A 13,158-nucleotide genomic window follows, 5' to 3' on the forward strand; every position below is an offset into this window, starting at 1 on the left:
GCACCAGCCGCCGGAGCATCTGAAACGCAGATCCGTCACCCCAGAACGCCGCTCCGTTCACCCCCCAGGAAAGCGTCCAGGAATGGCTGTGCGCCATCTTTCCGCGGGTTCACGCCGCCAGCGACAGGCGCAGAGCTTCATGCGTGGCCGCGAGGGCACCGAGCAAAGCGCGGCATCGGGCAACCGGCTTGGGCGCGAGGCCCAGGCGGCGGAGTGGGAGCGCTCGCGGCAGGAGGAGCGGCAGCGGCTTGGGCTGCCGCCGGAGACGCCGCGTCAACATCGGGGGCTGGGGAGGGGGATGAGCAGGTAGCCTGACCAGAGATGCAACAGGCCGCGGAAAACCGTTATAATTTCCTAACGATTGGAACTCTGATTCGTGCAGGATACGGTGCGGGAAAGATTGATTCGCGGTCCTCCCACGCAAGATTCGTCCCTGTCGCAAACCAACAGCTTCTAACGTTTCTCCTTTCTCCGTAGGCCGGTGAAACCGAAATGACGTACTATGCTCATAGCGTATCCGGCTGTCCCGAAGAGCAATGGGAGCCTCTTGCCCGCCACCTTGCCGAGGTGGAGGACGGCGCGCGACGCCGCGGGCGACGCTTCGGAGCGGAAGGGCTCGCAGGACTTGCCGGGCGTGTGCACGACCTCGGCAAATATGGCCCTGATTTCCAGGAGCGCCTCCGCGATCCGACCAAACGCGCTGATCACTCCACAGCTGGGGCCGTCTGGGCCTTCGAGCGTTTGTCCCCGAAGTGGGGCCGGCTGATTGCGCATGTCGTCGCGGGGCACCATGCGGGTCTCAAGGACGATCTGCTCGGCCGAGACGGCCGCATCTGCTGCAAGCGCGACTTGCTTGGCGCGGTCGAACAAGCGGCTCATGCGGACGGCTTCGTGCTGCCTCAGGATGTCTCTGGTCCTGCTGGCATGCGGGGGTTGCCAAGGGAGTCCGGCTTCCAGATGGCATTCCTCACCCGCATGATCTTCTCCTGCCTCATCGACGCAGACCGCACTGCCGCTGCTGCTTTCGATGCCCAGGGTGATGGCGTCGAGGAGGTTGCTCTGCCGTCTATCGCGGCGCTCGAGACGGCGTTGCACGAGTGGGTGGGGGGGCGTACCGCAGTGTCAAGCCCGCTCAATACGCTGCGCGACGACGTCCTGCGCGCCGCCATCGCCAACGCTACCGAGCCCCAGGGCGTCTTCACGCTGACCGTGCCAACCGGCGGCGGCAAGACGCTGACATCCCTCGCCTTCGCCCTTGCCCACGCGCGGGCACACGGGCTGGATCGGGTAATCGTTGTGATCCCCTTCACCTCGATCATCGAGCAAACGGCGAAGGTCTATCGCGAGGCACTTGGTGCCCTGCGAGGGGCGGTGCTGGAGCACCACAGCGCCTTCGAGATGGAGAAGGAAGGCGAGTGGTCCGACAAGCGCGTGGGGCCGGACCGTCTGCGGCTTGCTATGGAGCGCTGGGACCGCCCTATCGTTGTGACGACGGCGGTGCAGTTTTTCGAAAGCCTGTTCTCCAATCGACCGAGCCGCTGCCGCAAGCTGCACAGCCTGGCGCGCAGCGTTGTTGTGGTGGACGAGGCGCAGACAATGCCGCTGCCTCTGCTACGCCCCTGCGTTGCGGCGCTGAAGGAGCTCGCGCGCAATTACGGCAGCTCCGTTGTGCTGTGTACCGCGACGCAGCCGGCGTTGGCGACGACGCCAACGCCGGACATTCCCGGCTTTCCCGGTGGCTTTAAGGCCCCCCGTGAACTGGCGCCGGACGTGCCGGCGCTGTTCGCGGCGCTGCGGCGCGTGACGGTGCGGGATATCGGTACACAGGACGATGCGGCGCTCTACGCGCGGATCGCCGCAAGCTCGCAGGCGCTTTGCATCGTCAACCAGCGTGCCCACGCGCGGGCGCTTTTCCAGGCCATCCGCGACTTGCCTGGGGCTCGGCACCTCTCGACCTGCATGCACAGCGTCCACCGTGCGCGGGTGCTGGCGGAGATCAGGACCGACCTTGAGAAACGCCGCCCTTGTCGGGTGATCTCGACTAGCCTGGTGGAGGCCGGTGTGGACGTGGACTTTCCGCTCGTGCTGCGGGCCTCTGCCGGGCTGGACCAGATTGCCCAAGCGGCTGGGCGCTGCAACCGCGAGTTCGGTCGCACCCCGGAGGAGAGTGAAGTTCTGGTGTTCACGGCAGCAGAATACCGCGTGATCCAGTCGCTTAAGGCTCATGCCGAGAGCGGCGCCGAAATGCTAAAGTTACACCAGGACGATCCCTTTGCGCCACCAGCCATGCGTGCGTTCTTCGAGATGCTGTATTCACGGAAGGGCCAATCCGAGCTGGATAAGCCCGGCGTGCTCGATATTTTGGCCGACCGCGCCGGCGACATGGACTTTCCGTTCGAGACAATCGCCGCTGCGATGCGCTTTATCAACGACGTGATGGTGCCGGTAATTGTTGCAAAGGAGGAAACGGTGACCGGAGAGGTCAAAGGACTCGTCCGCGATCTGCGTTTCGCGAAGGGTGTTGGCGGGATCGCGCGGGCGTTGGGGCGCTACACGGTAGGCGTTCCGCGCACGGCGCGGAACGCAATGATCGCTGCTCGCGTGGCTGAGGTCATTCGACAGGAAGAGTTTGGCGACCAGTTCGTGCTGCTGCTCAACCTCGACCTCTACACGGCGGAGGCGGGGCTGGACTGGAAGGACATCACCTTCCGGAACGCCGAGGCGATGATTCTCTCATAGGGGGTGTAAGCCCGAACCCCAGAAAATTCCGCCGACGGCCAACGGGTTCCGTAGGCAATGTCGCGACGGTTCAAAAAATATAATGGAATCAGTGATATACTGCGACGGGTCTCAAACTGGCCCGACCGACCGCAGAAGCGCCATGGATCGACTTTCCCGAAATCGATGCTTGGTGAGCAGCGGCCGACGGCATCAAATTCCTGCTCTGGCGTGGGTTGCGACCGTAAACTTTCCCGAAAAACGCTCTTGTAGGGAAAGTTCTCGACCTCTCGACCTTCGGCGGAATTTTCTGGGGTTCGGGCTTACATCCCCTCATAGCGCTTGACGGATAGGGCATATTTTACTAACGGCTGTTCCATCAGGAAGGTTCGATTCCCTAGGGAGCTGGTACGGAAGCCAGGGTGGTGGATGTTTATGCTAAGGCACTTTAAGCTGTTCTGCTTAGATTGATTGACAGTCACCATCCTAAGGAGCAAGGTTATCGAACCGATGGCGATGAGGGATGCCTGGATAGCGCTTGGCGTTGCAATCACGGGGTCGAAAGCTGATTCGCCTAATGTAACGGGCTTTTCGCTGTTCTGTGCCCGCGGATCGAAACATGCTGAGGCACTTTAGGGCTGTTGCTGCATTGCGGCCCACCAAATCAGTAAATTTGGCTTGCAGCCAAATTTACGAAGGTTGGATGGCCGCTGGAGGCGGCAAGTGTCGCCCTGGGGATAGGAGACCGCTGACCCAAACCGACGAGGATGCGAGTCAGCAGTCTCCTTGTTCACCACAACTGCGCGGTAAAGCGCGGGGAGGTGGGATACGATAATATAACCCAGCGTCCCGACGCCGCGGTGCAATCGCGCGTCGGGACGCGGCTGCTTGGATAGCGCCCCAGCGCCGGCTGACAAAGCGGTTTCTTGCGGTTGACCAACCCAGCGGGTTGTGGTTGCCACGTTAGAATCATTCGATTACGACATGATCCGCCAGGCATCACGAAAGCTCTCGATGACCCCGCATATTCGGCTGCACGTCTGGGGGCCGCGCGCCCTGTTCTCCCGCCCAGAAATGAAGGTGGAGCGCGTCAGCTATGATGTGATCACACCGTCTGCTGCCCGCGGCATCCTCGAAGCTATCCATTGGAAGCCACAGATGGTCTGGCGCGTCCAGCGCCTGCTTGTGCTCAACCCCATCCGCTTCGAATCCCTGCGTCGAAACGAGGTTGGGTCCAAGATCCCGGCCGGCAAGGTTGCCTCCGCCATGCGCGCCGGCTCGACCGAGGGACTGGCGCTGAATGTGGACGAGGATCGGCAGCAGCGCGCCGCGACCCTGCTCAGGGATATCGCCTACGTCATCGAAGCGCAGATCGAGCTGACGGCGCTGGGCCATGCCGATCCGGCGGAATCCGTCCAAAAACATCTGGAGATCGCGCGCCGACGTGCCGCGAAAGGCCAGTGTTTCCATCACCCCTATCTCGGCACCCGCGAGTTCGCTTGCGATTTCGCATTGCTGGAGGGTGAGCCGCCGTCCCCACACGAAAGCCTCAAGGGGGAGCGTGACCTCGGCTGGATGGCGCTCGACCTGGATTACGCGGCCGGCATGGAGCCGCGGTTCTTCCGTGCCCGCATGCTCGATGGCGTGATCGAGGTGCCCGCGCTGGGCGATGACGGTGTGGTGGCATGACCATCCTGCAATCCCTGGCCACGCGGTATGAACGGCTGGCGGCTGCGGGTAAGGCGCCGGTCCCTGGTTTCGCGCCGGCGCAGATCAGTTTTACGATCGTTCTCGACAGTGAGGGTCGTTACGTTACGACGCAGGACGAGCGCGTCGGCGACGGCAAAAAACTCCGCCCACGAACCTGGCCAGCGCCGGCAGCGCCCAAGCGCACCGTCGGCATCGCCAGCGGCGCCTTCTGGGACAAGACCTCCTACGTTTTCGGACGCACCGCGCCCGATGCGACGGTCTCCGCCGCCAAACAGGCGAAGGACGCCGAACGGCTCGTCAAAGAACACGCTGCCTTCCTGGCGCGGCACGAAAAGCTTCTGGATAGAACGACCGATGTCGGCTGCGCCGCCCTGCTGGCATTTCTGCGTCAATGGTCGCCCGATCTCTACGACACGCTCGAATACGCGGGAGAGATGTTGGATCAGAACGTGGCCTTTCGGCTAGAGGGCGACAACAAGTTTATTCATGATCGCCCGGCCGTCCGCGCCGCACTGATCGCCGAGGCCGGCGCCGGTGACGCCGCGCCCGCTGGCATGTGTCTCGTCACCGGGGACGTGGCGCCCATCGCGCGGCTGCATCCTTCGATCAAGGGCGTGACCGGGGCGCAATCGTCGGGCGCGGCGCTGGTTTCATTCAATCTCGACTCTTTCACCTCACATGGCAAGACCCAGGGCGCGAACGCCCCGGTGTCGGAAGCCGCCGCCTTCGCCTATGCGACTGCCCTTAACGGATTACTCACTGCCTCTCATACCAACGCGAAAGGACGGCCGGTCTACCCGAATCGCGTAATGCTCGGCGAAACCACGGTCCCCTTCTGGGCCGAGCACGGGGACGCCGAGAGCATCGCGCGCGTCGTGATCGGCGACGAGGAAGACGAGGTGGACCTCGGCGACACGTTGCCAGTCGACGAGAAGACCGAGACCACCAAGCTCCGCGACGTGCTGCACAAACTGCAGGAAGGCTACCCTCTGCAGGAGGCCGCGCCCGACATGGACCCCGCGTCGCGGGTCTATGTGCTCGGTCTCAGCCCCAATGCTGCGCGGCTCTCGGTGCGCTTCTGGGTGGAACAGTCGCTGGCCGATTTCACCCAGCATTTCCAGCTTCATTGGAATGATATGAGGCTCAACCCACAGCCGCATCCGTGGCCGCCGCCGCTCTGGCGCCTGCTGCTGGAACTAGCGGCGCAGCGCGACTCGAAGAACATCCCGCCACATCTCAGTGGCGAGGTGATGCGTGCCATCCTCACGGGGCTGCCCTATCCGCGGGCGCTGCTGATCCATACCATCATGCGTATCCGGGCGGACGGGGATGTCAACGCGCTTCGAGTGGCTCTCGCCAAGGCTGTCGTTACGAGATCGGCTCGAAAAACGCACGAAGCTTTTGTTCGTCAGAACCCTGGCGCTCCATCCTGGAAGGATCCGCTCGTGTCGCTGGACCGTGATGAAAATAATGTCGGATATCGGTTGGGGCGGCTTTTCGCGCTCCTTGACTATGCCCAGTATCTGTCAGTGGGGTCGGTCAATGCGGGCGTGAAGGAGAAGTTCTTTGCTTCGGCTTCGTCCACGCCGCGCCGGATTTTTCCAAGCATCCTGCGCATGTATCAAAACCACCTTTCTGACGCGCGGAAATCGCCGGAAACGCGGGACCGCGCCAACCACACCGATTCGGAAATCAAGCAGGTGATGGATGGCCTTGAAGCCCACATGCCGTTCCCCACGACGCTAAGCCTGGACGACCAGGGCCGTTTCATCGTGGGCTTTTACCATCAGCGGCCAGCGCGACGTGGCGCGAAAGCGACTTCCGTGGCCGCCAGTGAATCAGAGAAGGAAAGCTGAAGTCATGCCTGCTTCCGACACGGCGCCTATCGCCAACCGCTACGACTTCGTTTTCCTGTTCGATGTTCGCAACGGCAATCCCAACGGCGATCCCGATGCCGGCAACATGCCGCGCATGGACCCGGAGACAGGGCGCGGCCTAGTCACGGATGTGGCGATCAAGCGCAAGATCCGCAACTATGTCGCGATGGCCCGCGGAGACGCGCCTGGCTACGACATCTACATGCAGGAGCGCGCGGTGCTCAACCGTGCTCATGAGAGGGCCTATACGGCGCTCGGGCTGAAGTCAGAGGCAAAGAAGTTGCCGAAGGACGAGGCAAAAGCGCGGGAGCTGACCGCATGGATGTGCGGTAACTTCTTCGACATCCGCAGCTTTGGCGCTGTCATGTCCACGGAGGTCAATGCCGGACAGGTCCGCGGCCCCGTGCAGTTCACCTTCGCCGAAAGCATCGACCCGATTGTGCCAATGGAAATCTCCATCACTCGTTCCTCGGTTACCAACGAGAAGGACGCGCTGCAGAACGAGCGCACCATGGGCCGTAAGCATATCGTGCCCTATGGCCTCTACCGCGCCCACGGCTTCGTTTCTGGCCGCCTCGCCAACGACGCGAGGAAGGGCACCGGCTTTTCGGAGGCTGATCTCTCTTTGGTATGGGAGGCGCTGGCCAATATGTTCGACCATGACCGCGCCGCCGCGAGGGGAGAGATGACGGCGCGCGGCCTCATTGTCTTCAAACATGACAGCGACCTCGGCAACGCTCCGGCTCACAAGTTGTTGGAACGCGTGAAGGTTGCGCGGGCGAGCAGTGATGCAGACCATGACAGTCCGCCGCGCGGCTTTGGAGATTACGCGGTGACGGTGAACGAGACCGACCTCCCTGCCGGCATCACCGTCGAAACCAAAATCTGAAAGGGTGCGGCGATGGCATCGAATGCTGATCTCATCGCCCTCTCCGCTCTCCAGCACTATCTCTTCTGCCCGCGCCAATGCGCGCTCATCCATATCGAGCAGGCATGGGCCGAGAATGCGGCGACCGCCGAGGGCCGCGTCGCGCATGAGCGGGTCCACGCAGTCGAATCCGAGGTGCGGCGTGGCGTTCGCACCGTGACAGGCATGCCGCTGCGCTCCGACCGACTTGGAGCGACCGGCATCGCCGATGTCGTGGAGTTGCATCGTAAGGCGGACGGTGTTTGGCGACCCTTTCCCGTCGAGCATAAGCGTGGGCGGCCAAAAGCGCACCGCGCCGACGAGGTGCAGCTTTGTGCCCAGGCCATGGCACTGGAAGAGATGTTCGCGGTGGAGGTTGGCGACGGTGCGCTGTTCTATGGACAGCCCCGTCGGCGCACGCCCGTTACGTTCGATAAGGCCCTGCGGACCCTGACGGAGGAGGTGGCAATTTCCACCCACGCCCTCATCGCTGGCGGGGAAACCCCGCGCATCGGCTATGACAAGAAACGCTGCGACGCATGCTCGCTCATTGAGATCTGTCGTCCGCAGACAACCGGTGCTACGCGCTCCGTTTCCGCGTGGCTCGAAGCGCAGATCGATGCGTAAGCTCCTTAACACGCTCTATGTTTCGACCGATGGCGCCTACCTTCACCGCGATGGGCTGAATGTCGTCGTCGAGGTCGAGCGGGTGGAAAAGCTGCGCGTGCCGTTGCACCTTCTGAGTGGTGTCGCGGTTTTTGGGCAAGTATCGCTGTCCCCAGCGCTCATGGGGAGCCTCGCGGAAGCCGGAGTTGTTACCGCCTTTTTTGGCATGAACGGCCGCTTCCTCGCGCGCGTGGAAGGCCCGGTTTCGGGCAACGTATTGCTGCGGCGCGAACAGTACCGCGTGATGGACGATGGCCCCGCCTGCACGCGCATCGCCCGAAGCATCGTGGCTGCCAAGGCGCTCAATCAGCGCGGCGTTTTGCAGCGCGCGCTGCGCGACCACGGGCCGGCGCTGGCCGAATTGGCGCGGGAGGCGGTATCCTCCGCCGTCGACCGCATGCAGGATATTGCCAGGCGGGCTTTGCACGAAACTGATTTGGACCGCCTTCGTGGCCATGAAGGCGAGGCGGCCGCGCTCTACTTCGGCGTTTTCGGTCATGTGCTGCGGATCGCAGACCCTGTGCTCGCCTTTCGGGGCCGCAGCCGGCGCCCGCCGATGGATCCGCCGAACGCTCTTATCTCCTTCATCTACACCTTGCTCGTGCATGATTGTCGTGGCGCGCTGGAGGGTGTTGGGCTGGATCCCGCCGCTGGCTTCTTGCACCGTCTCCGTCCCGGCCGGCCGAGCCTCGCCCTCGACCTGATGGAGGAGCTGCGCGCGCCACTGGCCGACCGCCTCGCGCTCTCGATGCTTAACCGGCGTGAGCTGGGATCGGGTGACTTCAGAGTGATGGAGAACGGTGCCGTCCTGCTGGAGGAGGCGAGCCGTAAGACGGTGCTGACGGCGTGGCAGGAGCGCAAACGAGAGGAGATTGAGCATCCCTTCCTCAAGGAACGCGCGCCGCTTGGGCTCTTTCCACATCTTCAGGCGAGTCTTCTTGCCCGTACGCTGCGCGGTGATCTCGATGCCTATCCGGCTTTGGTCTGGAAATAGAGGATGCTGGTTTTAATCACTTATGATGTGGAAGTGAATTCGCCTGGCGGAACTCGACGCTTGCGCCGTATTGCCCGGGCCTGCCAGGATTATGGGCAGCGCGTACAGTTCTCGGTTTTCGAGATCGAGGTGACACCGGATCAATGGGTCTTGCTGCGTGCTCGGGTTCTCGCCGAGATGGACGCGACGCGCGACAGCCTGCGCTTCTATTTCCTGGGCCGCGAAGGTCGTCGCCGGATTGAGCATGTGGGTGCGAAGCCTGCTCTGGATTTTGATTCGCCCTTGATCATTTGAGGTAGGAGCCAACGCTTGAGGTCGGTTCCTGGGATGGGCTACGATTCGCGTCCGCGGCGCGAAGCGGAAGTGTCCGGCATTTCCGCGGGTGGTTCGCGGGCGATCTTTGTCATTGTAAATCAGCTTGTTATTGGAGATTATCTGCTCCGCCCCTTGGTATGATAGGGGCGGCAGGGCCGGCTTCGCGCGAGCCGGTCACTTTCGCTTTTCCTTTCCGCTGCTTGTAGTGGAGGGGTCGCTCCCCGCGCGGGAGCGCGGATCGAAACATCTTCGACGGGCTGCGGGCGGCGGAGGCGGTGGGTCGCTCCCCGCGCGGGAGCGCGGATCGAAACACGTCAGCGGGCTGCGGGCGGCGGCGGGGCCGCGTCGCTCCCCGCGCGGGAGCGCGGATCGAAACGACGGCACCGACCTGGAAGCGCGGCTGGAAGAGATCGTCGCTCCCCGCGCGGGAGCGCGGATCGAAACAGATGCCCGAGCAGCTCGGCGTCGTGCGCGTCGCGTCGCTCCCCGCGCGGGAGCGCGGATCGAAACGCGTCTTCCGGATTGGCCGCGCGGGAGGCGAGGGTCGCTCCCCGCGCGGGAGCGCGGATCGAAACTCCGACGCGGCGGACCGGCCGGCGGAGGCGGTGGCGGTCGCTCCCCGCGCGGGAGCGCGGATCGAAACCCTGACCCTCTATGCGTGTTGGACAAAACTGCGCGTCGCTCCCCGCGCGGGAGCGCGGATCGAAACTTGGCCACCGAGGATGCAAAGCTAATTGTTAGCGTCGCTCCCCGCGCGGGAGCGCGGATCGAAACCAGGCTAGCGGCATCAGCATAGAAATCCGTTGAAGTCGCTCCCCGCGCGGGAGCGCGGATCGAAACGGGGCGGGCGCGGAGGATCTGCGCGCCACGCTGCGTCGCTCCCCGCGCGGGAGCGCGGATCGAAACGCCGCTGGTGGGCGTGGTGCCGTTCGGCGCGCCGGTCGCTCCCCGCGCGGGAGCGCGGATCGAAACTATCGGCGGGAGACGGCCGATGCGGAGTGGAATTTGTCGCTCCCCGCGCGGGAGCGCGGATCGAAACCGCGATTCTGTCGCGCAGATGGTCAACGAAAGTCGCTCCCCGCGCGGGAGCGCGGATCGAAACCTATATGATCAACCTCTGGGCCGCATCCTGGCACGAGTCGCTCCCCGCGCGGGAGCGCGGATCGAAACATCGGTGAGGGCGGCGGCGGCGCCGAGTATCGCGTCGCTCCCCGCGCGGGAGCGCGGATCGAAACAGGTGGCTGGTGTCGGCGAATCAGTTGCGCGGGGTCGCTCCCCGCGCGGGAGCGCGGATCGAAACCACCACTTCCACCGCAGCCGCCGGGCGTAGTGGGTCGCTCCCCGCGCGGGAGCGCGGATCGAAACCGCCCGCCGGATCACAGCCCACGCCAGCCGCGCGTCGCTCCCCGCGCGGGAGCGCGGATCGAAACGCGTGTGACGCAACACGTGCGGCGTCACCCCGTCGTCGCTCCCCGCGCGGGAGCGCGGATCGAAACTTCGCGGTCCTGGCGATGGAGGGCCGTCTCGCCGTCGCTCCCCGCGCGGGAGCGCGGATCGAAACTCGCTCCACGTAACCGCATCGCAGCGCCAGGTTGTCGCTCCCCGCGCGGGAGCGCGGATCGAAACTACTTTTCAGACCTACATCCTCGAGCTTGGCAACGTCGCTCCCCGCGCGGGAGCGCGGATCGAAACTCTGCTATCCACCGCGCCACATCCGCCCGCATCGTCGCTCCCCGCGCGGGAGCGCGGATCGAAACACGGCCGCCTGCGAGGACTGCACCGACATCCCGGTCGCTCCCCGCGCGGGAGCGCGGATCGAAACACGGCCGCCTGCGAGGACTGCACCGACATCCCGTCGCTCCCCGCGCGGGAGCGCGGATCGAAACCGTAGACGGCGGCGGCGTCGGCGGCGGTGTGGGTCGCTCCCCGCGCGGGAGCGCGGATCGAAACAGCGCTCTGTCGGCGGGTTGTTATCGTTTGTTGTCGCTCCCCGCGCGGGAGCGCGGATCGAAACCTGCCGAGCGATCTCGAACTGGCGATAGGCTGCGGTCGCTCCCCGCGCGGGAGCGCGGATCGAAACCCGGTGGTGACGGGAGGAAACTTACTAGCGGTAAGTCGCTCCCCGCGCGGGAGCGCGGATCGAAACCGCGCAAACTGTGGGCAGGCTGGCCATATGCGAATGTCGCTCCCCGCGCGGGAGCGCGGATCGAAACGTCTACGCCTGCTGGCCTGGCGTCGAGCCTCGCGTCGCTCCCCGCGCGGGAGCGCGGATCGAAACCGTCCGCGTGCGCGTGCGCGGCGTGTTTCCACGCGTCGCTCCCCGCGCGGGAGCGCGGATCGAAACGCCTGCCGCAACTCCGGGCCGAAGGTGATGCTGTCGTCGCTCCCCGCGCGGGAGCGCGGATCGAAACATCTCGGCCTGGACCAAGAACAAGCCGGGCCTGGTCGCTCCCCGCGCGGGAGCGCGGATCGAAACCAAGCGCATTCGAGAACTTCGCGCCCTGGCTGGTCGCTCCCCGCGCGGGAGCGCGGATCGAAACCAGCGACCGAGACCACCGCCAGCACATCGGATTGTGTCGCTCCCCGCGCGGGAGCGCGGATCGAAACACGTCTGGTCACCGGTATGAACCCCGCCGACTTGTGTCGCTCCCCGCGCGGGAGCGCGGATCGAAACGGCCCTTGACGGCCTGTAGCGCCGCCAGGACGCGCGGTCGCTCCCCGCGCGGGAGCGCGGATCGAAACTTGGTCTCCCGCAGCAGCGCGCGGGAATGCACCATGTCGCTCCCCGCGCGGGAGCGCGGATCGAAACTGCGTCGCGCCGTTATCCGCCACCCAATGGCGCGTCGCTCCCCGCGCGGGAGCGCGGATCGAAACGTCCGCACATGGTAAGAGATTCGTTATCGCTGGTCGGTGAAGGCCCCTTCCCTCTTGTGCGCTGGCGACCACGCCGGCTGACCGGAGCCGCGTGCCGTTCCTCAAAGCGGCGATCCCTGGCCGCGGAACGGCGCTATGCTGGGCACCCGACCAAGGACGCGCGCATGCCCAAGAAGCCAACGGCACCTGCACCATGTCCCCTTCCACCCGAGGACGACGAGGACCCTGTCTGGGGCAACCTATTCGGCCACATTGGCCGCCCCACACCGAAACCAGCACCGGTGGCCGAACCCGTTGCAGTGCCGACGCTCCTGAAGCCGAAGACGCCGGCCAGGCCGAGGAAGCCGACCACGAATGCCAAGGAGTAGGTTAGTCTGCGCCAGGCCAGAAATCCTCGTCCATCGCTTGATCGAACGGCCACGGGCACTCCGCCGGAAAGACCGATTGGGCCTTGGTTGTTTCCGCAGCCGCCGTGCGTCTGGCCGCACGGTAGGCATCCGCCATCGCCTCTGGCAGCTTCGCCTTGAGGCTGGGGTTGTCTGCCATGTGCCGGGCAAGGGCATCGCGAGTGTTCCCGATGGATGCCTCCCATGAAGCGCCTCGACGCTCTGGCTGGTATTGCCACTTCAGAAGGTGCGTGAGCAGCACTTCCAGGCGGCTTACCAGCTCGCGCTTTTCGCTGCGGCCCATGCTCTCGATTTCCTCGGCGATATTCTCGATGTCGGCAGCCGAGAGCTTCCCGGTCCGCAGCAACGCAGCCTGCTCGTTGGCCCAGCGGTAGAAATCGCGGTCATATAAATCGCTCATGGCGCCTCCCGGCATCGACCTCCACGCCGCCATATATAAGATGATCTAGCGGAGCTGCTAACCACCCCGCGGGGCTGCACGCGCGCCAACCGAAGGGCAGCGGCTTCTGCGGACTTCCGCATGGCCGCGCGTGCACATGGTGTATAACACCGAACAACGAGCATCGTTCGGTGTTATATGGCGCCATGAATGGCCGATTTGTTTCCTATCTGCGCGTCAGCACCGACAAGCAGGGCCGCAGCGGCCTCGGCATCGAGGCCCAGCGCGAGGCGGTGGCGCGGTTCGCGAAC

General features: G+C 64.6%; 9 protein-coding genes and 1 CRISPR repeat array. Of the genes, 8 read left to right on the forward strand and 1 reads right to left on the reverse strand.

Annotated features, from left to right (window positions below; all coding sequences use genetic code 11):
• Positions 1-82 precede the first annotated feature (82 nt).
• From QZY44_RS05385 to cas2, 8 genes are all read left to right on the forward strand, one after another.
• Positions 83-310 carry a hypothetical protein gene (locus tag QZY44_RS05385; protein WP_295443301.1) on the forward strand — a complete coding sequence of 76 codons (228 nt, stop codon included), beginning with the start codon at positions 83-85 and terminating at the stop codon, positions 308-310.
• Between the two features lie 182 nt (positions 311-492).
• The gene (locus QZY44_RS05390) at positions 493-2,739 is read left to right on the forward strand and encodes a CRISPR-associated endonuclease Cas3'' (RefSeq protein ID WP_295443303.1); all 2,247 of its coding nucleotides are present in this window, start codon (positions 493-495) and stop codon (positions 2,737-2,739) included.
• A 963-nt stretch (positions 2,740-3,702) separates the two neighbouring features.
• Positions 3,703-4,407, forward strand: coding sequence for a type I-C CRISPR-associated protein Cas5c (cas5c, locus tag QZY44_RS05395; RefSeq protein ID WP_295443307.1), 705 nt, complete (start codon positions 3,703-3,705; stop codon positions 4,405-4,407).
• On the forward strand, positions 4,404-6,284 hold the full coding sequence (cas8c, locus tag QZY44_RS05400) for a type I-C CRISPR-associated protein Cas8c/Csd1 (protein WP_295443310.1): 1,881 nt from the start codon (positions 4,404-4,406) through the stop codon (positions 6,282-6,284). Before cas5c ends, cas8c begins: the two co-directional genes overlap by 4 nt.
• A gap of 4 nt (positions 6,285-6,288) precedes the next feature.
• On the forward strand, positions 6,289-7,194 hold the full coding sequence (gene cas7c / locus QZY44_RS05405) for a type I-C CRISPR-associated protein Cas7/Csd2 (RefSeq protein ID WP_295443313.1): 906 nt from the start codon (positions 6,289-6,291) through the stop codon (positions 7,192-7,194).
• A 12-nt stretch (positions 7,195-7,206) separates the two neighbouring features.
• On the forward strand, positions 7,207-7,839 hold the full coding sequence (cas4, locus tag QZY44_RS05410) for a CRISPR-associated protein Cas4 (protein ID WP_295443314.1): 633 nt from the start codon (positions 7,207-7,209) through the stop codon (positions 7,837-7,839).
• Positions 7,832-8,872, forward strand: coding sequence for a type I-C CRISPR-associated endonuclease Cas1c (gene cas1c / locus QZY44_RS05415; protein ID WP_295443317.1), 1,041 nt, complete (start codon positions 7,832-7,834; stop codon positions 8,870-8,872). Before cas4 ends, cas1c begins: the two co-directional genes overlap by 8 nt.
• Before the next feature lie 3 nt (positions 8,873-8,875).
• Complete coding sequence (gene cas2 / locus QZY44_RS05420; protein WP_295443320.1) at positions 8,876-9,166, forward strand: CRISPR-associated endonuclease Cas2; 291 nt, start codon at positions 8,876-8,878, stop codon at positions 9,164-9,166.
• Between the two features lie 234 nt (positions 9,167-9,400).
• Positions 9,401-12,061: direct repeats of the CRISPR family, unit length 32 nt; unit sequence GTCGCTCCCCGCGCGGGAGCGCGGATCGAAAC.
• A 369-nt stretch (positions 12,062-12,430) separates the two neighbouring features.
• Here the strand turns inward: cas2 and QZY44_RS05425 are convergent.
• Positions 12,431-12,868: a DUF29 domain-containing protein gene (locus QZY44_RS05425; protein WP_295443323.1), complete on the reverse strand. Its 438-nt coding sequence runs from the start codon at positions 12,866-12,868 to the stop codon at positions 12,431-12,433.
• Between the last annotated feature and the right edge of the window lie 290 nt (positions 12,869-13,158).

This window comes from uncultured Thiodictyon sp. (assembly GCA_903837595.1).
Lineage (GTDB): Bacteria > Pseudomonadota > Gammaproteobacteria > Chromatiales > Chromatiaceae > Thiodictyon.